23 protein-coding genes and 1 riboswitch are annotated in these 25,743 nt (G+C 42.4%); of the genes, 11 read left to right on the plus strand and 12 right to left on the minus strand.

Annotated elements, in window-relative coordinates; translation table 11 throughout:
- Nucleotides 1–42 precede the first annotated feature (42 nt).
- Nucleotides 43–312, plus strand: coding sequence for a CPF_0552 family protein (locus tag CBS1_RS09405; RefSeq protein WP_033191343.1), 270 nt, complete (start codon nt 43–45; stop codon nt 310–312).
- A 59-nt stretch (nt 313–371) separates the two neighbouring features.
- Here CBS1_RS09405 and hydE read toward each other — a convergent pair whose 3' ends face one another.
- The 6 genes from hydE to CBS1_RS09435 all read right to left on the minus strand — a co-directional run bounded on the left by hydE (nt 372) and on the right by CBS1_RS09435 (nt 6,595).
- Complete coding sequence (gene hydE, locus CBS1_RS09410) at nt 372–1,412, minus strand: [FeFe] hydrogenase H-cluster radical SAM maturase HydE (RefSeq protein WP_033191342.1); 1,041 nt, start codon at nt 1,410–1,412, stop codon at nt 372–374.
- A gap of 5 nt (nt 1,413–1,417) precedes the next feature.
- Entirely contained in the window at nt 1,418–1,666 is a 249-nt protein-coding gene (locus tag CBS1_RS09415) for a hypothetical protein (protein WP_033191341.1), read from the minus strand.
- Nucleotides 1,653–3,062 (minus strand): [FeFe] hydrogenase H-cluster radical SAM maturase HydG, encoded by a 1,410-nt coding sequence (gene hydG / locus CBS1_RS09420; protein WP_090222815.1) that lies wholly within the window; start codon nt 3,060–3,062, stop codon nt 1,653–1,655. The genes CBS1_RS09415 and hydG overlap by 14 nt, the downstream gene beginning before the upstream one ends.
- A gap of 41 nt (nt 3,063–3,103) precedes the next feature.
- Nucleotides 3,104–3,349 carry a TM1266 family iron-only hydrogenase system putative regulator gene (locus CBS1_RS09425; protein ID WP_033191339.1) on the minus strand — a complete coding sequence of 82 codons (246 nt, stop codon included), beginning with the start codon at nt 3,347–3,349 and terminating at the stop codon, nt 3,104–3,106.
- 421 nt (nt 3,350–3,770) lie between these two features.
- Nucleotides 3,771–5,537, minus strand: a complete 1,767-nt coding sequence (locus tag CBS1_RS09430; RefSeq protein WP_033191338.1) for an NADH-dependent [FeFe] hydrogenase, group A6 — start codon at nt 5,535–5,537, stop codon at nt 3,771–3,773.
- 218 nt (nt 5,538–5,755) lie between these two features.
- Nucleotides 5,756–6,595 carry a hypothetical protein gene (locus tag CBS1_RS09435; RefSeq protein WP_090222818.1) on the minus strand — a complete coding sequence of 280 codons (840 nt, stop codon included), beginning with the start codon at nt 6,593–6,595 and terminating at the stop codon, nt 5,756–5,758.
- A 138-nt stretch (nt 6,596–6,733) separates the two neighbouring features.
- Here CBS1_RS09435 and CBS1_RS09440 point away from each other — a divergent pair, with 138 nt between their 5' ends.
- The 7 genes from CBS1_RS09440 (at nt 6,734) to CBS1_RS09470 (ending at nt 14,177) form a co-directional block, all read left to right on the plus strand.
- The gene (locus CBS1_RS09440) at nt 6,734–7,588 is read left to right on the plus strand and encodes an HAD-IIA family hydrolase (protein WP_084384009.1); all 855 of its coding nucleotides are present in this window, start codon (nt 6,734–6,736) and stop codon (nt 7,586–7,588) included.
- A 38-nt stretch (nt 7,589–7,626) separates the two neighbouring features.
- Nucleotides 7,627–8,250, plus strand: a complete 624-nt coding sequence (locus CBS1_RS09445; protein ID WP_033191337.1) for a sigma-70 family RNA polymerase sigma factor — start codon at nt 7,627–7,629, stop codon at nt 8,248–8,250.
- A 34-nt stretch (nt 8,251–8,284) separates the two neighbouring features.
- On the plus strand, nt 8,285–8,770 hold the full coding sequence (locus CBS1_RS09450) for a YqeG family HAD IIIA-type phosphatase (RefSeq protein WP_090222820.1): 486 nt from the start codon (nt 8,285–8,287) through the stop codon (nt 8,768–8,770).
- 4 nt (nt 8,771–8,774) lie between these two features.
- The gene (locus CBS1_RS09455) at nt 8,775–9,794 is read left to right on the plus strand and encodes a Gfo/Idh/MocA family protein (RefSeq protein ID WP_090222821.1); all 1,020 of its coding nucleotides are present in this window, start codon (nt 8,775–8,777) and stop codon (nt 9,792–9,794) included.
- Nucleotides 9,795–10,070: 276 nt separating this feature from the next.
- Complete coding sequence (gene iscB / locus CBS1_RS09460) at nt 10,071–11,393, plus strand: RNA-guided endonuclease IscB (RefSeq protein WP_090222823.1); 1,323 nt, start codon at nt 10,071–10,073, stop codon at nt 11,391–11,393.
- A 42-nt stretch (nt 11,394–11,435) separates the two neighbouring features.
- Nucleotides 11,436–11,660, plus strand: a complete 225-nt coding sequence (locus CBS1_RS09465) for a DUF4258 domain-containing protein (protein WP_033191333.1) — start codon at nt 11,436–11,438, stop codon at nt 11,658–11,660.
- Between the two features lie 24 nt (nt 11,661–11,684).
- Complete coding sequence (locus tag CBS1_RS09470) at nt 11,685–14,177, plus strand: beta-alanine-activating enzyme beta-propeller domain-containing protein (protein WP_090222824.1); 2,493 nt, start codon at nt 11,685–11,687, stop codon at nt 14,175–14,177.
- Nucleotides 14,178–14,221: 44 nt separating this feature from the next.
- Here CBS1_RS09470 and CBS1_RS09475 read toward each other — a convergent pair whose 3' ends face one another.
- From CBS1_RS09475 to CBS1_RS09495, 5 genes are read right to left on the minus strand one after another with little or no spacing between them, the layout of a single operon-like run.
- On the minus strand, nt 14,222–15,199 hold the full coding sequence (locus CBS1_RS09475) for a redoxin domain-containing protein (protein WP_090222826.1): 978 nt from the start codon (nt 15,197–15,199) through the stop codon (nt 14,222–14,224).
- Nucleotides 15,196–16,035, minus strand: coding sequence for a thiamine pyrophosphate-dependent enzyme (locus CBS1_RS09480; RefSeq protein ID WP_033191331.1), 840 nt, complete (start codon nt 16,033–16,035; stop codon nt 15,196–15,198). The genes CBS1_RS09475 and CBS1_RS09480 overlap by 4 nt, the downstream gene beginning before the upstream one ends.
- Before the next feature lies 1 nt (nt 16,036).
- Nucleotides 16,037–17,719 (minus strand): 2-oxoacid:acceptor oxidoreductase subunit alpha, encoded by a 1,683-nt coding sequence (locus CBS1_RS09485; RefSeq protein ID WP_090222828.1) that lies wholly within the window; start codon nt 17,717–17,719, stop codon nt 16,037–16,039.
- Nucleotides 17,720–17,721: 2 nt separating this feature from the next.
- Complete coding sequence (locus CBS1_RS09490) at nt 17,722–18,303, minus strand: 2-oxoacid:acceptor oxidoreductase family protein (RefSeq protein ID WP_033191329.1); 582 nt, start codon at nt 18,301–18,303, stop codon at nt 17,722–17,724.
- The gene (locus tag CBS1_RS09495; protein WP_033191328.1) at nt 18,300–20,153 is read right to left on the minus strand and encodes a thiamine pyrophosphate-dependent enzyme; all 1,854 of its coding nucleotides are present in this window, start codon (nt 20,151–20,153) and stop codon (nt 18,300–18,302) included. The genes CBS1_RS09490 and CBS1_RS09495 overlap by 4 nt, the downstream gene beginning before the upstream one ends.
- A 231-nt stretch (nt 20,154–20,384) precedes the next feature.
- Nucleotides 20,385–20,563: riboswitch (cobalamin riboswitch) on the plus strand.
- Between the two features lie 61 nt (nt 20,564–20,624).
- Between CBS1_RS09495 and CBS1_RS09500 the strand changes: the two genes are divergently transcribed.
- From CBS1_RS09500 to CBS1_RS09510, 3 genes are read left to right on the plus strand one after another with little or no spacing between them, the layout of a single operon-like run.
- Nucleotides 20,625–21,680 carry an ATP-grasp domain-containing protein gene (locus CBS1_RS09500; protein WP_033191327.1) on the plus strand — a complete coding sequence of 352 codons (1,056 nt, stop codon included), beginning with the start codon at nt 20,625–20,627 and terminating at the stop codon, nt 21,678–21,680.
- Nucleotides 21,664–22,512, plus strand: a complete 849-nt coding sequence (locus tag CBS1_RS09505) for a succinate--CoA ligase subunit alpha (protein WP_033191326.1) — start codon at nt 21,664–21,666, stop codon at nt 22,510–22,512. The genes CBS1_RS09500 and CBS1_RS09505 overlap by 17 nt, the downstream gene beginning before the upstream one ends.
- Nucleotides 22,482–23,345: a YitT family protein gene (locus CBS1_RS09510; protein ID WP_090222829.1), complete on the plus strand. Its 864-nt coding sequence runs from the start codon at nt 22,482–22,484 to the stop codon at nt 23,343–23,345. The genes CBS1_RS09505 and CBS1_RS09510 overlap by 31 nt, the downstream gene beginning before the upstream one ends.
- Nucleotides 23,346–23,579: 234 nt before the next feature.
- Here CBS1_RS09510 and CBS1_RS09515 read toward each other — a convergent pair whose 3' ends face one another.
- Nucleotides 23,580–25,427, minus strand: coding sequence for an ABC transporter substrate-binding protein (locus tag CBS1_RS09515; RefSeq protein WP_090222831.1), 1,848 nt, complete (start codon nt 25,425–25,427; stop codon nt 23,580–23,582).
- Between the last annotated feature and the right edge of the window lie 316 nt (nt 25,428–25,743).

Below are 25,743 nucleotides of genomic sequence, written 5' to 3' on the forward strand. Positions count from 1 at the left end.
CTGTTATAATTATAGTACCACACAAATGCGGGGGGTGTGAGTATGGCAAGAGATATCACTGTAAGAACTGTCATGGCTGTTCTTGTTGACAAGCGAGAACAGGCTGCCGTTGAAGTTCAGAAACTGTTAACAGAATACGGTTGCTACATTAAGACACGTCTTGGGCTTCATGAAGGCGCAGGTCAGTATTGTTCTCCAGTTGGTCTTATCATCCTTGAACTTGTCGATGATGAAACAAAGCACGAAGAACTCTGTCAAAAACTCAACGCTATCGATGGTGTCCAAGCAAAGTACATGAAACTCGAAATCTAAGCTTACTTTTCTCACACTTTTCACACTTCACGATGGCGGGATTCTCCCGCCATTTTATTTTACTTTTTAACTGGCTCGGCAAGGCTTTCCGTTTTCTTTCTGTATCCGTAACCCTCGCCTACTATTAAACCAACGCTTTTAATCATATGTTTTGTGCATTCAACACACGCTGTATCTCGTTCGAAAAGGCATATCTTACCCGGATAAAGAGAATAGTTTGGTCTGTAAGGATTGGGTGTAAGATTTGGCATGATAACATTCGCTCCGTACTTTAGTCCGTACTGTCTGCCAAGTGGGTTAATCGAACCGAGTGCAGTTGTAGCTGGTATATTTGCAGTCGGCACAACTATCCTTGCAAGTGCTATCATTCTCAAGGTTGTCTGCAAATCGCCACCGGTAGCATCTTTCAATGGCGTGTCGGGGTTTGGTATGAAAGGTCCTATACCTATCATGTCTGCATCGAGCTCTTTGAGAAAGACAAGATCTAAGGCAAGATCGTACGGTGTTTGACCGGGTAATCCAACCATGAAACCAGCCCCTGTTTCATAACCGAGCCTTTTCAGTTCGTACAGATGTGCTTTCCTGTTCTCAAGCGAATCCCCAGGATGCAATTTTGCGTACAGCTGCGGTGAAGCGGTTTCATGGCGCATCAAGTACCTGTCTGCACCAAGTTCTTTCCAGATTCTATATTCTTCAAATGTTCTTTCGCCCAAACTCAGGGTTATCGCAACGTCCAACTTTTTTATCTGCTGGATAATTTCGCACATCATTTCAGTTGTGTAGTACGGATCCTCACCTGATTGCAGCACTATAGTTTTTATTCCGAGCTGTGCTATCAGTTTCGCTCTTTCGATAATTTCTTCCGGGCTCATCCTGTACCTTGCAAGGTTCTTATTTTCCGCCCTTAAACCGCAGTACAAACAATGCTGTGTGCAGTAATTGGAAAACTCAATTATACCTCTCAGATGCACTTCCTCGCCAACGTACTTTCTTCTGATTTCATCAGCAGTCTTGAATATTTCTTCATCGTATCTATCAGTGCTAATTATGTGTGTTAGGTAATCTATGTCGACATTTTGAATCTTCTTTAGGTCTATCATAACAATCACCTCGATGACTTTATCCTGAGAACTGCTTCAGCAACTAAACTCCGTTCCTCGGTTGATAGGTTTTTTTCACAAAAAGCTACGTACTTTTCGTCTTCGTAGACGATAAAACTTTCCCCGTATGTTTCTTCACCTGCTCTTGCGATGCAGGACAACCTTCGACCTATTTTTTCGCATACCCAGAGTTTCGCACCAATTTGCTGGGCGTAAGGAGTGAGTATTTGGCTGAGTCTTTCAAAATCTGACATCTCTCTCACCGCTATCGATGCGCTCTAAGTATTTTTCAACCAAGTCCCTATTATTGACCCTTTCGAGTTCTTTCTGGATCAGCTCGTAACCGAGCTTTTTGGTTTCCTCGGAAGCGTAGTCGTTCAGGTATTCTCTTAGTGTGAAAAGTGCGTTTGGTGTACAGAACCTCTTGACAAAGCCTGGGATGGCGAACTCCATGAAATGTTCCCCAGTTCTTCCCATCCTGTAACAGGCCGTGCAGAAGGAAGGTATGTATCCTTCCTTGAGCAGGTCTTGTATTACCTCCTCAAGTGACCTGTTATCGCCGAGTATGAACTGGCTCTTTCTCACTTTCTCTGGGTCATCCTGTGAATATGAACCTATGCCGATGCTCGAACCTCCATCTATTTGTGATACGCCCATCTTGAGTACTTCTTTTCTCAGATCAGCAGGTTCCCGCGCTGTGAGTATCATACCCGTGTAAGGAACAGCAAGCCTTATTATCGCCACCAGCTTTTTGAAGTCTTCATCGCTAACTTTGTGCGGTGGGTTGTAAGAAATCTCGCTTCCTACAGCTGGTTCAATTCTTGGGAACGAGATTGTGTGTGGACCAACACCGAAACGCTCTTCAAGGTGTATCGTATGGTATATCAAGCCCATCACTTCGAATTTCCAGTTGAACAGTCCGAAGAGTGCACCGATACCGACATCATCGATACCTGCAAGCATCGCGCGGTCAAGTCCGTAGAGTCTCCAAGCGTAATTCGATTTCGGACCTCGTGGGTGTAATTTTTTGTATGTTGGTTGGTGATAGGTCTCTTGGAAAATCTGGAATGTTCCGATTCCAGCCTCTTTGATGATCCTGTAGCCTTCTACAGTTTGCGGTGCAGCGTTGACATTTACCCTTCTTATTTCACCGTTTCCAACTTTCGTTTCGTATATGATTCGGATAGTTTCTGCAATGAATTCAGGGCTGTAGCGTGGATGTTCGCCGTAAACGACAATAAGTCTTTTGTGTCCCTTTGATACCAAAGCCTTAACTTCGTTTCTTAGTTCTTCAAATGTTAGCGTCTTTCTGTAGACCTCTCTGTTCGAAGTTCTAAATCCGCAGTAAACGCAGTCGTTTATACAATCATTGCCGATGTACAGTGGAGCGAAGAGCACAATTCTGTTGCCGTAGATACGCTCTTTAAGCGTGCGTGCAGCGTGGAAAATTTCTTCAAGCAGTTCTGGATCTTCAACGTTGAGTAAAGTTGCGACCTCTTCTGGTTCAAGTCTGTTCTTGTTCAGCGACTTGTCGAGTATTTCCAAAACTTTCTTCCTGTCAGGATTCTTTGTCTTCTCGAGTAGTCCCCAAATCTCTTCCTCAGGAATAAATGTCTTTTCAGTATCGATTTCTTTTGTAAAAACGTACATACTTCCCACCTCCGACATATCTGTAACAACCTTAGATTTTTCTAGTTAACAGCTACACTTTTGACCTTCACGCCTTTTATATTCCCCAACTTCCCTGTGAATGCTCCCATCGTATCGTTGTTTGTCTTCACTATGAGAAAGACGATTGCGATATTTTCATCCGGAACAGGGTATCCGACCCTGAGCTTGATAATATCTGCGTACTGGTGCAAAAGTTCGTTTACTTTTGAGTAGGCATTTTCTCTGTCGTGTACAATGATGTCAACGGTATAGTACCTTTCCTCCACAATTGTTCACCTCCAAGTGATTTGACAACGGCGAGATAAACAAAAATCCCTCTTTCCTTTGAACCAAGGAAAGAGGGATAATCAGCCACCAAGAAAATGATGCGATGCGTAAGAAATGCGCTAATTCATTTAAGACAGTACGTACAACCTTTACTTCCTATCCCTCTTTCCTTGGTGTCAGAGCGCTTTGCTCCTTCACCTCAGAAAGCTTACCAAAATACTTAGCGAAAATATTCACATGTCATATTTATTATACCACGGAAGTTTATACGAATGCAAGTGAGAATTTTATAATGTTAGTTGAATTTTGTACAATATTAGGAAATGTATGCTAAATTTGTGTGTTTTTTCACTTTTTCGGTGCATTTAAATAAAAAGCCGATGTGCTTTGGAGCACACCGGCTTTTGCAAATTGACTTTCTTAGTTTACCTTTTCAGTTTCCTTTTGTTTTTGTGCTTTTCTAACAGCCTTTGACCTATCTGTGTAATGCGTATGGAGCAAGTGGTGTGCGATGTGGCTGTTTGGTTTTTCGAGGAACTCTTCGTACAGCTTTATGATATCCGGGTTTTCGTGAGACCTTCTCAACACGCTTAGCTCGTCGATCGTGTAGATTGCCTGTGCGCGCTTCTTGAGGATGTCTGGATCAAGGCTCTTGGGCTGACCGCCGCCACCGATACAACCACCGAGACAGGCCATTATTTCAACGAAGTCGTAGTACCTCTTACCTTCCTTCATTTCTCTAAGCAGTCTCTTCACGTTCGCCATACCGTGGGCAACAGCAACCTTTATTTTCTTACCTTTGATATCAATTTCAGCCTCTCTCACACCGTCAAGACCACGTACGCTGTCGAAGACAAGTTTTGGCAATTTTTCTCCGGTCAGAACTTCGTAAGCGGTTCTGAGGGCTGCTTCCATAACACCACCGGTAACACCAAACAGCGCACCCGCACCAGTTGATGTACCAAGTGGGTTGTCGTACTGTTCTTCGGGCAAGTTGACAAATGGAATGCCTTTGAGTTTGATGAGTTTTCCAAGTTCTCTTGTTGTGATTACGTAATCTGTTACTTTGATTCCGTCTACAAGTTGCTGAGGTCTGGTGATTTCGTCCTTCTTAGCTGTACACGGCATGATAGAGACCATTACGATATCTTCTGGCTTAACTCCAATTTTCTGTGCGAAGTATGTCTTGACAACGGAGCTCATCATCTGCTGTGGAGATTTCGCCGTTGAGAGGTGTTCTCTAAGTTCTGGCCATTCTTTTTCCATTTCATTTACCCAACCTGGACAGCAGCTTGTAAACATGGGGAATTTTCCACCGTTTTGGAGTCTATGAATGAGTTCGTAGCCTTCCTCCATTATGGTAAGGTCTGCTGCAAAGTTCGTATCGAAGACGTAATCAAATCCAAGCCTTCTTATTGCCGCTACCATCTTTCCCGTGCTTATTGTCCCAGGCTCCATTCCAAATTCCTCACCTATTGCAACTCTAACGGATGGAGCTGTTTGTGCAACGTATACTTTACCAGGTTCTTTACTGTTAAGCATTTTCCAAACTTTCTTCCAATCTGGTGCTTCGTAAATTGCACCTACTGGACACAGATTAGCACACTGACCGCAGCTGATACAATCCGTCTCATAAAGCGGGATACCGAATTCGGTTTCAGGAAGAGATTCATATCCACGTTCAATCATCGAGTAGATATTCATGCCCTGTATCTCACTACAGACTCTAACGCATCTTTGACATTTAATACATTTCGAAAGGTCCCTGTGAACAGATGGACTGCTCATATCGATTTCTTTATCTAGAGCAACATTTACACCAAATATTGGTTGCACATCGTACATGTGAACAAGCTTTTGCAATTCACAGCGACCATCTGCTTCACAGTACATACATTCGTGAGGATGGTTGGACATTATCAAAGAGAGGTTGAACCTTACGGCGCTTTCTACTCTTTCTGTGTTTGTCTTTATCTTCATCCCATCTGCGACTTTTGTTGTACACGCAGGTTGGAGTGTTCTTGCTCCTTCGATCTCAACAACACAGATTCTGCACGCACCAATTGGTTCGAGTTCTGGATGGTGACAAAGCGTTGGAATTTTGAAACCTAAGTCAGCTGCCGCTTCGAGGACTGTTTTGTTTTCTGGAACTTGATAAGGCTTGTCGTTGATATAGATAGTTACCATCGGCCACCCACCTCCGTATAATGATAGCAGAAAATAAGTCTAATTGTATTCTACCACATAAATAAAAAATTCACAAGTTACAAATGCTTTGATTTTACACAAAAATCAAAGATATGTGTTCTTTTACGGCTAATTTTGGTTTTCACAAACATTTTTAGCTCTATGCTTAATTTCATAAAGTACTTTTTTCACAAACCAGAGCAGATAACTCACCGTTTTCAAAATTTTGTTGAAAAGCTAAGATAATAGTCTGTGGTTATAAAAGGTATTGATATTTGTTGTTCCGGACTTGTGTAGTACAGGGCGTTAAAGTAGTTGTACAACAAGTCGTTCAGTGAATAGCCTTGAACGAATCGTAAGGGGCTGTCGGCGCCGTGAATGATGAACCTGTAACCTAATTCGATACCTGAATATCTATCGTAGTACCAAATACCGCCAACTCTCGCAGTGACGTAAAGTGATTTTTGCCTTGCCTCGTTCAGTACAGTCTCCCAATCTTCAGGTTTTTCTTGTGATGTCCAAACGTTAACCAAAACACCACTTTCGATTAGTGTAAATAATTCCAAGTTCTTCGTTAGAAGGAAGCCAGCACTGACAAAACCGCGGCTGATAACACCTGCAACCCAGCTGTTCTGAGAAGGTAGAATAACGGCCCCTGAAATCGCTTGGAGGTGAGGTCTAAAAATCAAAGGTCCGAAAGTTGTGTTGTTGTGAATATACGTTGAGTTGAGTATAATGTACAACTGCACTTCTTCTGGAACGTTTTGACGAGCGTATACCTTACTGACAAAGAATGGATCGATAAAAAATGTATCACTGTTAAAAATTGTGTAGTCTGTGGCGTAGTTTCTTATTCTAAAGTTGAACAAACCAAGGATATCCAATATCGGCTGGGTTGAGACTTCCATGTTCCCTGTTGAAAAGCCGATCGATGTGAACTCGACGAACAAGCCTTCTTTGTGCTGAGGAATGATACTTAAGACAAAATCACTTTCTTCAGCGTATAATACGGAAAAGAGAGACATGAATATTAGCAACCCAAAAACAAAGAACTTCATAATACCACCTCCTCAAGCGGGATAGCTGGGACTTGCAATAATTATACCACCTTTTCCTACGTTTTCCAAAAACCGTTCAAAGGTATGGTATAATTATGAAAATAGACGATATTGAAAAAATGTGGGAGGTAAACAAAGATGGAGACATTAGAGAACAGCAGAGAGATGCTGAAATTTCAGGAAATCAAAGAAAAAGGAAAGGAAAACATCAAGAATTGTAAGCTTTTCATATTAGACATCGATGGGACTTTTTACTTGAGCGGAAGACTTTTCGACGGTTCAAAGAAATTTGTAGAGGCACTTGAAAAGCTTGGTAAAAAGCTTGTTTTCCTCACAAACAACTCTAATAGAACTATAGATAGTTACATCGATGAATTTTCAAAAATGGGAATAAAACTTACAAGAGACCAGATAGTTACCGCAGGTGTTGCTACCGCAGAGTATCTGTACGAAGAATTCGGCCCGAAAAAAGTATACATTGTTGGAACAGAGGATATAAAGTACGAATTTTCAAGACTCGGTCATTCGGTTGTTGAGGAAGATCCAGAGGTGGTCGTGGTAACTTTCGATAAGACTCTGACTTACGAAAAGGTCAAAAAGGCCACTCAGTTTATTTCGAAAGGTGCACTTTTTGTTGTCACCAACCCAGACCTCAATTGTCCATCCTCCGAAGGTCCTCTTCCAGATGCAGGTGCAATCGCGTCCCTCATTAGAAAAGCTTCAGGAGCTTATCCCAACATAATTTTTGGCAAACCAGAACCAAAGCTACTTGAGATGGTAATAAGGCATAACAACGTGAGCAAAGAAGAGACCTGTATGGTTGGTGACAGATTGTACACGGATATACTTGCAGGCATACAAGCAGGCACTTGGACGGTGTTGGTGCTAACTGGAGAAGCCACCGTGGAACAGGTTCAAAAAAGCCCGATAAAACCACATCTGATAGCAAGAGATATAGGAGTCCTTGCCGATATACTACTTGGGGAGATATAAGATAAAAACAAAATCAACTGCACTGGTAGGTATCGTAAATGATAAAGTATGCACTTAGGAGTAAGCCGACTGAGAAGTTAGTTGAACTTGCACAAAGCGGTCTAACGGAAGCAATGGACCTTATCATAGAGAAATTTTACCCAATGGTTGTGAGGATAGCCTCACAGTTCTACGCTCCATGGGCAGAGTTTGACGATATCGTGCAAAACGGTCTAATTGGATTGATAAAGGCTATATTCTATTATGAACCTGGGAAGAGTTCGTTTACAACATTCGCTTGGAGGAGTATCGAATCAGAAGTAAAGACATTCATAACTTACCAAAACCGAAAGAAGAACAAGATGCTCTCGGAATCGACAAGCATGGACTCCATTTTTGATGACGTTGATGATGAACAGATAGATTACTTTGTAGCAGATACGGCACCGACTACTAACGTTGTTAAAAACGCTATCTTGAGTATAGTGCACGAGGAGATTTTAGAGTCGCTGAAAGATGATGAAATAAAGATTTTCGAACTCTGGCTCGACGGTCACAGCTACAAAGAAATAGAAGAGCAGGTTGGTGTCAACTTCAAGAAGGTCGATAATACAGTTCAGAAGGTAAAAAGAATTATCCGTAGTAGGCTCAGTATGTCTATTTTACCTTTCTTGGAAGGATAGGTTGAATTCATCACGGGAAAAGGAGCGATGCTGTTTGGGACGCTTCAGTAGGGTTCGAAGAGCGAAATCTGTCTTTGATATAGATTTCAAAAAGTTGCTTGATGAAGGTAAAAGAATTTTTCTTTTTGATTTTGACAACACTATAAATACGTGGAAATCAGCGCACGTACCTGAAGAAGTAGTCAGCATATTTGAGTTTCTCAAATCAAATGGTGCGGAAGTTTACATTATTTCGAACGGTTCAAAAAGGCTTCTTGATTACGATGTACCGGTGATATGGCGCTCGCTTAAACCTATCGGACTTAAGGTAAGATTGAAACTCAAGGAAAAGCTAAAAAGGAAACACGAAGTAATCGTGATAGGTGACCAATTTTTCACAGATGTGCTCTTTGCCAGATTGCTCGGCGTTGACGTTATCAAGGTAGAACCGTTGGATAGGTCCAACGAGTTCTTCGGTACAAAGGTTCTTAGGTTCTTTGAGAAATTATTCCATCGTGCAGGGCACGGTGAAAAGGGGTGAGCGTATGCATAAAGTAAGACTCGGCATCGTGGGGTGTGGAATTGCGGCACGTGAGTTACACTTTCCTGCACTCGTTCAACTTACAGACAAGTTCGAAATCACAGCGGTCACAAGTAGAAGAAGAGAAAGGGCAGAAGATTTTGCAAGCATGGTTAAAGACGCTCTTGGATACGAGCCTGCTGTTTTCGATTCGTACGAAGAACTGCTCGAGTCAGGAAGCGTAGATGCGGTTGATTTGACACTTCCCATCGAATTGAATGTGCCATTCATATTTAAGGCCGTGGAAAAAGGTATGCATGTGATTTGCGAAAAACCAATATCCACAGATGTTGCAAGCGGGAAAAAGGTAGTTGAACTATCAGCAAATACCGACAAGGTGATTTACATTGCAGAGAACTACAGGCACGATTTCAGATTCAACAAGATAAGAACGTTCATCGATGAAAATACCATAGGTCGACCTATCTTTGTCGCTTGGCACCTTTGGATTGGTATGGATAAGTCGAACAAGTACGTGCAAACCGAATGGCGGCAAAGGCCGAAACACATAGGTGGATTTTTGTCAGATGGTGGTGTTCACCACATAGCTGCACTAAGGGTCATCTTCGGAGATATAGCATGGGTGAGTGGTGTGACAAAAAGGGTCTCTGATTACCTCGGAGATGATGATACGTTATCTACTGTTTTCGAGTTCAACAGCGGTGTGGTAGGTAACTACACAGTTTCCTATGCCGTTAGCGGTAAGCAATATTTCGAGATTGTAGGAACAGACGGAAGAATCTATCTTGACGAAGAAAGAATCACAGTCCGTGGGCAAAGAGAAGAGACGATAAATATACCAAACCAAAACACATTCAAGAACGAGTTCGAAGATTTCTACAGGGTAGTTAAACATGGCGAACCAAACATTTTAGGTCACCCTGTTGAAGCTTTAAAAGACCTTTCATTCTTTGAAGCGGCAATTAAATCGAAAGGTACGAGAATAGAAATTGAAGACCTGTTAAGGTCAACTACCCCCGACTGAAGTCGAGGGCTTGTAAAAGCCCTGGTTGACCAGCCTAAGCACCGGACCCAAAGGACAAGGGGACGAAGGTGCTACGTTGGTAGTAGGCTCAAGACCCACTCCGGAATGCTTCTCCAGTCCCGGACACTGGAAGTGCTGGTTGCAGACAACCTTTGGGGTGTGGGCGAAACGGATCAGCACACGTGCCGGCTACCAACATTGGCGAGGAGAGTGCTAAAGTGAGTCCGCTTTAGCACGTCACAAGGCCCGTAAGGGCATTTTCATGGAGTGAGATGTATGGTGTTTGTGTTAGACAAAAACAAAAAGCCTCTGATGCCCTGTTCAGAAAAGCGCGCAAGACAGTTACTAAGCCGTGGCAGAGCGGTAGTCCACAAAATGCATCCGTTCACTATACGTCTAAAAGACAGAACAGTACAGCAAAGTCAGTTGCAACCATTAAGGCTAAAACTTGACCCTGGCGCAAAAACTACAGGAGTAGCAGTTTTGCGAGAAGACGGCGACGTAGCAGAAACAGTTTTTCTTTGCGAGATACACCACAAGACAGACATAAAGCAAAAACTTGATGCCAGATGTGCTGTTCGTCGAAGCAGAAGAAACAGAAAGACTAGATATCGAAAGCCTAGGTTTCTAAATCGCAGACGGCCTGAAGGGTGGCTGCCACCATCGCTCAAAGCAAGAGTAGACCAGCTTATAAATGCGGTAAGGAAACTGACAAAGCTGTTGCCAATAAGTGCAATATCCATCGAAGATGCAAAGTTTGATACTCAAAAGTTGCAAAATCCAGAGACTTCTGGCATCGAGTATCAACGAGGTACGCTTTTTGGCTACGAGGTAAGGGAATATCTTTTGGAAAAGTGGGGACGAAAGTGTGCGTACTGTGGTAGAAGCGATGTGCCACTGGAAATCGACCACATCGTACCAAGGTCAAGAGGTGGAACAGATAGAGTATCAAACCTAACACTTGCTTGCCGTGAGTGTAACCAAAAGAAGGGCAACAAAACAGCTGCTGAGTTTGGATACCCACATGTTGAAGAGCAGGCAAGACAAACATACAAGCAAGCAGCATTCATGAACTCGATACGCTCATATCTGAGCAAATCATTAAGCAGTTTTGGAATACCAGTTGAATACGGAACAGGAGCGCTAACAAAGGCAAATCGCATTCGTCTGGGGTTTCCCAAAGAGCACTATTTCGATGCATGTTGTGTTGGTGAGAGTACACCGAGTGAGATTCGTATAACACAAAGGTATGTGCAAATATGGCGTGCAGTTGGTCGTGGAACAAGGCAGATGTGTAATACAGATAAGTTTGGTTTCCCACGTGGGCATAGACAAAGACGTAAGAAACACTTTGGTTTTCAAACTGGAGATATAGTTAAAGCTATTGTGCCACGAGGAAAGTACGCTGGCATTTGGGTAGGTGCAGTAGCAGTGAGAGCAAGCGGATTTTTCGACATTAAGGATAAAAATGGCAAAAGGGTATGTCAGGGAATAAGATATAAGTACTGCAATCTGATTCAAACAGCCGATGGTTGGCAATATAGCAAGACAAAAACAAACTATTCTATATCTCACACAACTGAAGTCGCGTGCCTCTAAGTCGGAGGTGAAATTTTCACGGACCAGTTATACATCTCACTCTTGGATAAGTACGTACTATTAACACCACATGTATACGAAAGGATGATTGAAAGGGGAATAACCATCGAGGAATTGATAGAAATGCTCGAATCGAAAGATTCACAAGCGATAATGCAAAGGAATTTCAGAATCAAGATAACCAACGGCAGAATTGCGGCAATTCTTCAACTTTCCAGCGGTGTTTTGTACGTTATAACGGTGTTTAAGGAAGGTAGGAAGGGTTAGTATTCCGATTGCGAGGTGGTAAATATGAAGAAGGTCACCATCTCGGTGTTTGTATTAATAGTGGTATTTATTCTATCTTCGTGTGTCCTGTTTCAAGATACCATTCCTCCGAGTGTTAATCTAACACTTAGTTATACTGTTGCCAAGCCAAACGTCAAAGTATCTGCGACCGTTGAGTTTTCCGACAACGATGTTGTAGACAGAATAGAACTCTATTCTGGTAGTAGCCTTATACAAGTAAGAACAGTTGGTAAAAAGTCCGGAACAGAAGTCTTTGAACTTACAGAAATTCCCATTGAGGAAGGGATTATTAAAGATGTTAGCGTTGTAGCTAAAGTTTACGACAAAGTTGGCAATGCAAAACTGTCCAATCAAGCGACGTTGACACTTGATTTCCGAAAGCCAGTAATAACGATTAAAAATGAGTACGTAGGATACTTTGTGGATGTGGAGGTCCAGAAAGGTCCAAAACTTATTAAAATAGAGATCTATTGCAATAATGGAAAAATTGAAGAGATAGAAACACAGATATCTGAAGGAGTTGTAAGAATTCCAGTTTCTATACCTGACAACAGCACGGAGATTCTTGTGAAAGCGGAAAGTGAGTTCGGCATCTTTGGACAAGCAACTAAGACGATAATTGTTGATAAAGTAGCACCGCAGGTGAGTATTCCAACTGTTATAAGTGCACCTTACGTTAGTGGCACGATTACAATAGATATCACTGCATCTGATGATAACTTGGACAAAGTAGAGTACTACCTCAACAGTTCGAAAATTGGAGAGAAGAAGTCTGGACCGTTTTCTATCAGTATCGATACAGCAAAGTATCCAGATGGAGCATATACTTTTAAAGCTAAAGCGTACGATAAAGCAGGTAATTCAAGCGAAGCGTCTATATCTTTCATCATAGATAACAACCCACCGAGTGTATCGATAAAATCACTGACATCCGAAGCGTACATCTCGGGAACGAAAAATATAGAGGTCTCTGCGGAGGACGGAAACGGTATTAAAAAGGTGGAGTTATATTTGAATAACAACAAAGTTGGTGAAGCTACCTCGTCACCCTACATTTTCAATCTAAACACTTCTGGCTATTCGAATGGACAGTACACTTTAAAAGCGGTTGCATACGATATTTTCGACAAACGCAGTGAAACAAGTATTCAGACATATATTGATAACACACCACCTACTGTTAGTATCGTTTCACCTTCAAGTGGTGAAGTTGTTGTTGGGATAGTTGAGGTTCGTGTCAATGCATCGGATAACTACGGACTTAGCAAATTGGAGTTGTATTTAGACTATTCAAAAGTTGGTGAAAAAACAACTGAGCCGTACTTGTTCACAATCGACACCAGGAGTTACATTTCCGGTACCTCAACTTTGAAGGCAATAGCTTATGATTTGGCAGGAAATAAAAAAGAAGCAAGTATCAATATAACTATTCAAAAACCTCTACCGGGGGATATTATTTGGAAGTTTAAAACAGGTGGAAGTATAGCGAGCTGTCCTGCAATTGATACAAGCTGGAGCAGAAAGGCAATTTACTTTGGCAGTGACGATGGGTATTTGTATGCACTATCGTTCGATGGACAGATGAAGTGGAGGTATAAAACAAACGACTGGGTACACATGTCACCTGTTGTTGATACGGATGGGACAATTTACGTGGGAAGTGATGATGGGTATCTTTATGCTGTCAAACCAGACGGTACTCTCAAATGGAAAACACCTGTTGGGGATTGGGTGAGATCTTCTCCTGCTTTGTACTACTCAACTCTTTATGTTGCAAACAGAGGTGGAGAAATTTATGCTATACGCACATACGATGGAACGAAAAAATGGCGAGTTCAAATCGGCTCTTCAATATACTCTTCACCCGCTGTAGGAAAGGATGGAACGATTTACATAGGTAGTGGTAATGGAAAACTGTATGCTATTGACGATTGGGATGGAGAGACATTGTGGGAATTTAAAACCAACGGCTCTATTCAATCCTCCCCAGCAATCGACAACTATGGAACAGTATATATAGGCAGTGATGATGGCTGTGTTTATGCAGTAAGACCAAATGGTACGCTAAAATGGCAGGTTCAAACTGGTGACTGGGTGCGTTCTTCACCTGTGATTGGTTCTAACGGAACGGTTTATGTAGGTAGTGACGATGGCTATCTTTATGCGATTAATAGTGATGGAATTATAAAATGGACATCCAAAACCAACGGCTATATACGAACCGCTCCTGTAGTTGGTTCGGATGGGACGATATATGTTGCAAGTAACGACGGATACGTATATGCGGTTTCCTCCAGCGGAAAAGAAAAGTGGAGAAGGTCCGTTGGTTACGTTCCCTCTTCAGCAACACTAGACGATGATGGGACTCTTTACATTGGAGCAAATGATGGATACCTATACTGGATTCAAACAAATTCTACATCAGGTCTGGCACGCAGCGATTGGCCGAAGTTTAAGAGAGATTTAAGAAATACAGGATACGTCTGGAGTTACTAAAAAAATGCCGCCCAAATGGGCGGCTTGCTTGCAAGGTTTTGGAGTTAAATATACTTTGCAATTTCTTCAACCGGTTTGCGGATTCTCTCGCTAAATTCCGCTGCTAAGTGTTTTTCATTCAACATATCAATATTTCCCCAATAGCCAACAGCAATGAGGGTTATAACCACTCCTTTGATCTCGAATAGCTCTTTGACTTTGATGGGGTCGTAACCGGCAACCGGGTGTGCAATCAGTCCCATTTGGGTTGCTTGAGCCAAAAGCAATCCAACGGCTGTGCCTGTATCAAATAACGCGTAGTTTCTCCTGTCGCTCAACTGACAGCCAAGTTCATCATCTGTGTAAACTATTATCATAACAGGTGCGTGTTTCATCCAGTAGTTACCTTCTGAGAGTGTGGAGTGCAACTTCTCGAGATTTTCTTTCGTTCTTACAACAAGAAACCGCCAAGGTTGTTTGTTCATGCAGGAAGGTGCAAGGTGAGCAGCTTTTATGAGCGTTTCTATCTTTTCATCTTCGACAGGATCTGGTCTTACACCTCTGAGCGCCCTTCTGAGTAGTATGTTATCATTAAGCGCCTGATCTTCTTGAATTATTCTTTTGTACTCTTGCAAAACTTCCTCTGCATGGCCATTCACGTTGACTTTAATCCATTCTTTTCTGATTCTTCCCCAAGGGTCGACTATGAATGTGGATCTTATAAGCTTGCCGTCCTTTACAACTCCGAATTGCTCTGCTACTGCTTTGTCCGGATCTGACAGCAATTTTACCTTTAGACCTTTCTTTGATTTAAAGCTGGCGATAGCTTTGCAGTCATCAGGTGAGATACCTACAACATTGCCGTTGAATTCATCGATTAACTTTGTGAAGTCTAAACCTTCCAATGTGCACCCGGGAGTATTTGCCTTTGGATAGAAATACACCACTGTGTACCTTCCCAAAAGGTTCTTCCAAGAAAAATCGTTTCCGTCCTCATCTTTCAGAACGAATTGGGGAATGAGTCTGAAACGTGATTGAATCATACCTCCAACCCCCTCAATGCAACAGGTGTTTTATCGTTTTCGTATGGAGCAAGTTGCTCTTCGTACACAGGTTTGTTCGGGTTTACGTATATAACCCCCAGTGCGAGCTTAGAATTATCTGTTGCAATCTTAAACGCAGCTTGCCTATCGGTTGGATCATAACTGTCCGGTAGCAGATATGTGTTTTCTCTGTACCACTGGTAAGTGTTCACTTTGTTGAACGTCACGCACGGTTGGAGTATATCGATGAGTGCGTAACCTTTGTGCTTAATTGCCATCTTGATGAGTTCAACTGTCAGTTGGAAATTTCCCGAAAAGCTTCGGGCAACAAAAGAAGCATCGAGTGCAACGGCAACAGCAATGGGATTGAATGGATCAACCATTACTCCATCGAACTGGAGTGTTGTTACTTGGCCGCGAGCGGTCGTTGGTGAGGCCTGTCCTTTTGTTAATCCGTATATTTGGTTATCGTGGACGATATTTGTTATATCCGGATTCTTCCTTATTGTATGTATAAAATGATTACCACCTTCACCGTACGTACATCCATCTCCACTTTCTGCGATGACAACAAGGTTTGGATTGACCATCTTGATAGCAACAGCTGCCGGCAGTGATCTTCCATGTAAGCCGTTGAACATGTTGGCTTTAACATACTGCGGCATCTTTGCAGCTTGACCTATACCTGAAACCAGAACAACTTGGGTTGGATCAAGCTGAAGCTGTGCAAGTGCTGTTTTCAATTCGTTGATTATTCCAAAATTCCCGCAACCTGGACACCATGCGATATCTGCATCCGGTATATCGTATATCTTTGGATCAAACGCACTACTCATATTACTCAACCTCCTTGGAAATCGCTTCAACAACTTGCTCGACAGAGAATGGGAATCCGTCGTATTTCAAGATTCTTCTGCGCGTATCTACACCGTCGAACGTTAGTTTTATCAAGTTAGCAAACTGACCTATTGCGTTTTGTTCAAGGAATATAATCTTCTCTGCTTTTTTAAAGTAATTCTCCGCAATTGGAGGTACCGGATAGACTTGAGAAAAGTGGAGCATTGCGACGTCTTTTTTTCCGAGCCGTTCGAGAGCTTCTCTTACAATCAGTTGAGTAGAACCCCACGTGACGATTAAGTATTTGTAATCTTCACTTCCGAAAAGTTTCGGTGGCACAGCGTCCTGGAGTATTTTCTCCATCTTCTTCAAACGTTTTTCCACCATTTTCCTTCTTACCTCAGCACTTTCTGTTATGTGTCCATATTCGTCATGTTCATCACTATCAACTCTCACCAATCCCTTTCCGTATCCTGGAATTCCACGCGGTGATATGCCATCATCGGTTAATGCGTATCGCTTGTAATTTTCGTCTGTTTTAATTATGTACCGTTCTATCTTCGCTTGCGGCATTTCGTCTACATTGTAGAAGGAATCGAGGAAGTACTGGTCTGTGAGTACGAAGACTGGGACTTGGTATTTATCAGCCATGTTGAACGCTCTTGCACCAAGTTCATACGCCTCGCACAAATTCCCAGGTGCATAGATAATCCTCGGGAAATCACCATGCCCAGCGTACAGCACTAAGTTCAAATCACCTTGTTCTGTTCTTGTTGGCAGCCCGGTTGCTGGTCCAGGTCTTTGGCCGAGGTGAACAACGATGGGTGTTTCGATCATACCTGACAAGCTAATAGCTTCTGTCATTAATGCGAATCCTCCACCGGATGTCGAAACCATCGCCCTTGCTCCAGCGTACCAAGCGGCTATTGCCATGTTTGCTGCGGCAATCTCGTCCTCTGCTTGGTCCACAAGAATCCCATGTTGTCGTGAAAGCCTCGAGAGTTCCGTAAAGACCGTTGTTGCAGGCGACATTGGATAGGATGATATGAAATTGCAGCCGCCAGCTATTGCACCTTTTGCAACAGCTTCGGAGCCGTTTAAAAGATATTGCTTTTTGACTTCCTCGGAAGGGGTGATTTCGAACTTTAGGCCAAGTGACTTCCCTATTTCATATCCTTTGAGTGCCGCGTTGATGTTTGCCTTAACGACCTCTTCTGATTTCTTTAAAAAATAAGCCCTTATGTTGTTCACCAGTGCATTCTCATCGGCGTTTATAATCCCTGCGAGAACACCTATCGCTACAGAGTTTTCGTATATCTTGTTCCCAAAACTCTCAGCGATTTCCTCAAGCATCAGACCTATCGAGTTCTTTTCCTTCTCTACATACCTCTTTTCACCAAGAATGAGCGTTTCATCTGTGATACGGCTTCTTAACCTCTCTATGGCGTTGTCGTTTAGCGGTACGAGAATGTCTATTCTATCGACGTAGGCTTTCACTGGTTGGGAAGAGATACGTATCTCGGTTGAGTTGTTACCTCCTCGAACTCGTGACATGTACTCTTTTGTTGCAAACACATGAAATCCAGAATCTTTTGCAACTCTTGTCAGAATATGCTCAACCGCTTGAATACCTTGCCCTGCGGCACCACTCAATACAATCGAAATCTCGCTTTTCTTTTCCATAACTATCTCGCCTCCAAAATACTCTCAAAAATTTCTTTGTTTGCACTATAGACGCGTTCACTCATTAGATCCTCCATTGCCATCAAATAGTGTTTTGGTTCTACACCGGGAACTAAGTTATTTTTCGCAACAACACCGAGTAATGCGATGTTCTGCATTCTTGAATCGGGAAGAGCGTATTTGACTTTGAAAACTGATATATTCCTCTGCCTTGCTGTGCTTTCGATTTCTTCCTCTTTTATCTCTGGTTCTTTACCAAGCCTCACTGGTAGTGGTTGCCAGGATGTGTTGTAATAGACAAGTATTCCATTATCTTTCAGATAGTTCAGAGCACGAGCGGCTTCGTGTCTTTCAAGTGCGAGTGCTAAATTCACATCGCCCGGTAGAACGAGCGGAGAATTTACATCGCCAATCTTAATATGCGACGAAACAACGCCTCCTCTTTGTGCTAAACCATGCGTGTCAACACCGATACACCTTTGACCACTGTAATCTATCGCACGGATAAGTATCTCGCTCAACAATCCGATACCTTGACCACCGACACCGATTAAAAAGATATTGAACGCAGTGAATTTCGTCATTTTGCACCACCACCTGTTTCAATCTTTTCAAATTCCAAAGCGCCTGATGGACAGACAACCATACAAGAACCATCACCGATGCATAGGTCTTCGTGAACAAAGATGCTTCCATCATCGGCTCTTTGGAACGAAGGACATGCGAATTTCGTGATACAAACACCAGCTAGTGTGCATCTGTTCGTTACCTTCATCTGCGGTACTTTTATAATGCCTTTTCTCCGCCTTTCCCTTGTGAATTTCAACATACATGGATGCTTGGCTATTACCACGTTGAATTCCGGTGTTTCGAGCGCAGTCTTTAGGATTTCTTCGAGTTTATCTTGCTGGTACGTGTCAACTTCCCAGATGTGTTTAACCCCTATGGCTTCAAGTATCTGCCTTATTTTAATAGCTTTTCCAGGATGGTCTTGATGGCCTGTCATCGCCGTTGTTCCGTTCTCCATCACAACGAGTGTAAAGTTGTGTTTGTTAAAGACAGCGTTGATAATTCCAGGCAATCCGGCGTGGAAGAACGTTGAATCACCAAGGAATGCCACAACTTTCCTATCTTTATTGAACATACTCAAACCGGAAGCAGTACCGGTTGAATGCCCCATGGACAGCAGGATTTGACCAACCTTGTACGGCTCCAAAAATCCCAGCGTATGACAACCTATATCCGCCACAGAAATATCCTTCTCCCTTAAAAGTTTCGATAAAACGTAAAAGACCGGCCTGTGACCGCAGCCTGGACAAAGCTGAGGTGGGCGGTTGACAACACGAACGAACTTTACTGGCTTTTCAACTTTCCTTACCAGCTCAGGTGAGAATTTGGACATAACAGAGTAAACCTTCTCAGGCGTGTATTCACCTATCCAGTCCTCAATATCGGTTTTCCCAACTATCTCGACGTCAATTCTTTCCTCATAGGCGATGGCTTTCACCTTTTCTTCTATAAAATTATCGAGTTCTTCAAGGATTTTCACTACCTTGTGCTTTCTGAGAAATTCCGAAATCGCTTTTCTGGGGAGTGGGTAAACCATTCCCAGCCTTAATATATCAACCTTCTTTGCGCTTTCACCAAGAACATCCAGTAACGAAAGATAAGGAAGCCCAGCGGTTATGATACCAACGTCGCTCCCATTACCTTGCAAGAAAGCGTAATTTTCAGATATCTCCTGCCACCTTAGGAGTTTCTCAAGTGCCCTTCTTTTCATTACAGGTACGTTCTGCGCTATTGGGATGTAAGGTCCGTTGGCGTTTGGATCGAAGAGAGGTTCACCAGTTGGGGATGGTTCGTAAACTCCAAAACTGACCTTCTGTTTAAAGTGTGCGGTGTGGGTTGTCAAGCGAAGAACAACGGGAGAACGCAGCTTTCTTGAGTATTCCACAGCCTTTTTGAACATCTCATAGACTTCCTGCGCATCCTTCGGTTCGAAGATAGGTGTGTATGAGAGCCTTGCGTAGTGCCTGTTGTCCTGTTCGTTTTGTGAACTGTTCGCTCCTGGATCATCGCCGGTTACAATTACCATCCCGCCGGGAATTTCCATCATACTGAGCTGGACAAACGAATCCGCAACAACGTTCATTCCTACACTTTTAAAGAACACGCACGATGTATATCCATTCACCGCCGCTCCAAATGCCAATTCGAGTGCTACTTTCTCGTTTGTTGAAAATTCAAAGTAAAGAGGATTTTTGTCTTTAGGTATAGAATTGATCGCTTCCGCTATTTCTGGCGTGGGAGAGCCAGGATACGAGGTGACCACTTTAACACCACTTTCAAGCATTGCCCGAACAATTGCAGAATTACCAATAACTATCTCGGAAAATGGACCTCGTTGTATCAAAACCTCCCCTAAGCTCTTCATTCGCCCACCTCCTAAAGTAAATTAGGTTTAACTTATTATATCATAAAAGAGTAGACTTTGTACAGATATGAATTTTACACGAAATTTTTCAGAAATCGAAAGTTAGCAAAAAGGTGTATAATGAAGAAAAAAGGTGAAAGGTATATCTAATTAACCATGCAGATAACTTTGGACGATTTTTTCTTTCTTGAAACAGAGTGTGTTTTCAATTATGATATAGTTGAAAAATGAATATCCCCTACCCTTAAAGGTGCGTAAGCTTAAAAGGGAACTCCGGTGAAAATCCGGGACGGTCGGGCCACCGTGAGTGTGGACGAAACCTGCAATATGCCACTGGCTGCAAAGCTGGGAAGGCGCAGGGAGTAGGATGATACACGAGTCGGGAGACCTGCCTTTAAGGGATGGGCACCCCAAAAACCGCAGATTTTTGGGGGAATTTTTCTTTGAATTTTTAAAGGGGAGGTTGATGAGATGAAGGTGCACGAGTATTTGGCAAAACGGGTTCTGAAAGCGGAAGGCGTCAGGATACCAAGCGGTGTTTTGATAACAAGGGAAGATATCTTAGAAAACTTGAGTGGCTTTTCTGAAAGACTTTCCCTGCTTGGATTTCCACAGGTTTTGAAAGCGCAGGTACTCGTCGGTGGGCGCATGAAAGCTGGTGGAGTTAAAATCGTCAAAAACTTAGAAGAGTCTTTCGAAGAAATTGTCAAAATCTCCCAGATGGAAATCAAAGGGGAAAGACCTTATGGGGTTCTCGTGGAAGAATTTATCCCGCACGAAAAAGAAATGTACCTTTCTATTTCAATCGATAGGAACATCAGAGATATCGTTATCGTTTTTGCACCGGAAGGCGGGATAGATGTAGAAGAATATTCGCAAAAGTATCCAGATAGGATTATAAAAAGCAACAATCCAGAGGATTTCCCTGCGGAGTTAAGAAAGCTGATTCTCAAGTTGAAAGATGTATTCGTAAGATACGATTTAACGCTTCTTGAGATTAATCCGTTCGTTGTAAAGGATGGTGAATTTATAGCGCTTGATGCCGTATTCCACGTAGACGATAGTGCTCTGTTCAGACAGCTATGGTTAGATGAAGAGATGCCGGAAAGTTCGTTTGTCAAATTACACGAAGGTGGTGTTGGTGTTATCGGTTGCGGTGCTGGGATTGTAATGGCGACACTTGATGCCCTCGTTGAGCATGGATTTAGACCAGCGAATTTCTGTGACATAGGTGGTGGAGCAACTGCTGAGAGTGTTTACAACGCTTTGAATAAAGTTAAGGAAATCACGAATTGTGCCGTTCTTAACATATTCGGTGGAATTACTGATTGTGTTGAAATAGCCAAGGGAATTATAAATTTTAAGAAGCAAAATCCTGATTTTACTTTACTTATCAGGCTTTCCGGTAACAACGAATTGCTCGCAAGGAAAATGCTTGAAGGATATAACATCCCAACTGTGAGCGATATGAAAGAACTCATCGAGAGTTTAAGAAAAGGTGGGATGGTCCATGTTCTCAGCAAATGACAGAGTTTGTGTGTACGGTGGGACTGGAAGGTACGGTAGTTTTCATTTAAAAAAGATGATTGAATACGGCACAAAGGTTAACTGTGTTGTGAGTAAGAATCGGTTAGTAAGAGAAATTGAAAAGGTAAGAGTTTACCAAAGCCTCTCGCAATTTCCTGACCATATTGACACAGCAATATTTTTCGTTCCTGCCCAGTACGTACTTGAAGCTTTCAACGATGCTGTTGAAAACGGGGTGAAAAAGATCGTTGTAATCACCGAACACGTTCCGATTCATGATTCAATAAGGATGGTTAGTATAGCAAAGAGCAAAGGAGTAATTCTTATAGGTCCAAACTGTCCTGGTGTAATTCATCCTAAAGAAAGGTTCAAAGTCGGAATAATGCCAGAAAAGTACTTTGCACCAGGTTCAGTTGCCATCATTTCCCGCAGTGGAACTTTGATGTATGAAACAGCAAAGCACCTTTCCGAAGGTCCAGGTGTCTCAATCGCACTTGGGTTGGGTGGGGATCCCATAGTTGGTACAAATGTTGCCGAAGCGTTCGAAGTGCTGAAATCGATGGGTTACGATAAGGTACTGCTTATTGGAGAAATTGGTGGGGAAGACGAGATAAGGGGTGTTGAACATGCTTTGAAAATAGGTTTTGAACCTAAAAACATAGTGGCATTCTTTGCAGGAAGGCACGCACCGGAAGGTAAGAGAATGGGACATGCGGGTGCGATTATAGAAGGCGACAGGGGTAAGATTTCTTTTAAAGAGAACTATTTGAAAAATCTCGGTGTTCGGGTGGTGAAGTTCCCGTGGGAAGTACTAAACGCTTGGAAGAATTGATTAAAGAGTATTTACTCTCTTCGCTGGGAGTGTTGCTGACAGCTCTTGGACTTGTTATATTCTTGATTCCTCACAACATAGCCGCCGGAGGGGCGTCTGGGCTTGCCATTGTGCTTAACAAATTGTTGCCGCTTTCCGTCGGTATTTGGATGTACATCGTTAATGCTGTGCTTTTTTTAGTTGCATTCTTAATCATCGGATTTGATTTCAGCTTCAAAACTATCTACTGCACGTTCTTGCTAAACTTTCTGATAGATTTATTCGACAGAATTGTTCCAATATACAAATACCACGGTGAGGAAGTAATTCTTGCGGTCTTCTTCGGAGATATTTTGACAGCCATCGGTATGGCGATAGCGTTTTCACAGAACGCATCAACCGGTGGGACCGATATCATCGCCAAAATCCTAAACAAATTCTTTGGTGCTCCATTTGGTCTGTCGATACTTTTCATCGATTTTGCAATAGGCATCTCTGCAGGATTAGTGTACAACATCGATACTGGACTTTATTCTATCTTGGCGATCATAGTTAATGGAACAACGATAGACTTTGTTTTGAAAGGTCTTGAACTTTCGGTAAATGTGTGGATTATCTCAGATAAACATGAAGAAATCAAAAATTTCGTAACGTCAGAACTTGAACGGGGATGCACAGTTTTCGAAGCTAAAGGGGGATACACGAATAAAGAAAGGATAGCTTTGCTTGTTGTTCTTAAGCGAAGAGAACTCCACGAGCTTGTCAACGCTATAAGAAGAATTGATCCAAGGGCCTTTTTCTTGGTGAACGAAGCAAGACAGGTTTACGGTGAAGGTTTTAAAGAGATAATTTAACTACATCCCTTCCCAAGGTTTGGCATTCCTCTTTCTTGGTTTTATACCCCTCGAGAGTCATTCGAGGGGATTTTTTTGTTTTAATGCGCTATGTCCACGACAGGATTTACCTCTGCTTGCTATTCATTCCATTCATGCTTTAGTTTGTGTCTTAAAACCGAAAAGTCCGAATTTTTTATCTTTATGAATCAAAAAAGGGCACCTTTCGGTGCCCCATTTGTTTTGTAACAAGGCTTATTGTTGTTTATACAACGAATAGAAATCGTTTCCAGGTCTCATCGGGTTATAGCTCCAACCTTTTACCCAAGTACGGAATACGTATGTTGCCGTTGGTTGATATAGTGGAACACTGATGCAGTTATCAATTACGAACTTTTGGATTTGTGTGTACAACTTTCCACGCGACTGTGGATCCGTCTGCGTTGCTGCCTCTTTTATGAGTTCATCAAGGCTTTTTCCACCGAGTTCTTTTCTTGGTGTGCTAACAAATTTCTTAAACGCATCACCTTGCCTGTCCGCATAGTCTCCTGAGCTGTGATAGTGCGTGAAAATGAAGTTGTCCGGATCTGGATAATCTGCCTGCCACGCGTTTATCGAAACTGGAATTTCTCCGTTTTGCGTTGCATCAAGGAAGTTGGGCCATTGTAGTGGTTGAACTTCTATCTTAACTTTACCAGGTGCTGCCATTTCCATATACATCTTAATCATTTCCGCTACTCTCTGCCTTGCTGTATTTCCTTCGTTGAAGGCTATGCTGAACTTTATACCTTTCTGCCAAGCTTGACCATTCCAAGCCTTTTGAAGGTATGTTTTTACGTCGTTAAGATTGAATTTGTAAAGCGGCAGCGAAGGATCGTAACCAAGTAAACCTTGTGGGAGTGCCGTTGGCACTCGTTTACCTGAACCTTTCAAGACTTCTTGAATAAGTGCGTCGTAGTTAATAGCTGCTGCAACAGCTTTTCTTGCGTATATGTCGCTAAAGAAGTCAGGTGGTATACCGTTTCCGTCGAACTTTCCACTTCCGATGAACTTGCTATTTGGATTAACAGACCAGTTAAACAAAAGAACTGTCACTGCGAGTGTCGGAAGGTTTCTGAATATTTGGATATCCTTGTTTGATTTCAGCTGGTCTACAAATTCTATAGAAACGTCTATAGTATCGGCATCTCCTTTTTCAAGCATCGCTTTTCTTGTAGACCACTCTGGAATCGCCCAAATTATTACTTTCTTAATCTTTGCAGGCCCTTTCCAGTAGCTTTCGTTTGCAGCAAGTGATATTTTTTGTTGCTTTCTATCCCATTCTGCAAGTTTGTACGGTCCTGTTCCGTTTGCATAGGTATGGAGGGGCGATTCCTCTTTTGCGACGTTTTTGTATTTCCACCATGTGTCCGCTTTACCATTCCATAGTCCGAGTTTGATACACGTTTCTTTGTCAAGTATTGCTGCCCAGTGAGCGCTTTGTGCTATTATGTTGAGAAATGCACTGTACGGTCTTTTGAGTTTAATGACTACGTTATCCCCTTGAACTGCTATCGCTGGATCAACAACTTGCTTGTAGAAATCAATAACCTTTTGCTTGTATTCTGCTTTTGGTTCGCCACTTTTGTCGAATATTTCGTCTACTGACTTACCAACGAACTCTTCAAGTGCTTCATCTCTTGAGTGGACTCCAAATATTGCGTACCACAGCATCCACATTGGACCGCCTTCTGGGTCGTAAAGCAGACCACGTTCGAATGAGTATTCGACATCTTCTGGTGTAAGTGGGTTACCGTTGTGGAATTTGACACCTTTTCTTATCGGGAATACGTATGTCTTGCCACCGTCTTTGATAAGACCGTTCTTAACAGTTGGAACTTCTGTTGCGAGCCTTGGTTCAAACTCGCTGACGCTTTGTCCTTTGTAAGCGATAAGGTTTTCGTACACGTTGAAGAGAACTTCGCTACTTGCTGTGTCGTATGCCAGATGTGGATCAAGTGTGTCTGGCTCACCTATGGTTGCTTGAACAAAAACCGTGGGGTTAAAAGCTGCAAAAAGTAAGTAGCTTAGAGCAAGAACCGGTACCACCAGTAACTTCTTCATCTGACTCCTCCTCTCGTCCAATGTTGTGGTTTTTCTTTGAGTCCATCCTCTCTTGCAGCTCCCCCCAATCAATCAAATATTATATGTAACTACACAAGCGTGGTCAATCGATATATTTTGTTAACTTTAGTCGCATTTTGCTTTCTATTTATAAATTCTCTTTAAGTGCGTGTTTAAGTTTTTGGCATATATATAGTTGAAAAGGTGAATTTTACTAAGGATAAATAACATGTTGTTTTCTGAGTAGAAAGGTATTGACAAACCATGGGACTCTTGTGGTATAATACAAGCAAAGTGTATGGTTGAGAAAAAACGA

The sequence above is a fragment of the Fervidobacterium changbaicum genome, from assembly GCF_004117075.1.
Taxonomy (GTDB): Bacteria; Thermotogota; Thermotogae; order Thermotogales; family Fervidobacteriaceae; genus Fervidobacterium; species Fervidobacterium islandicum.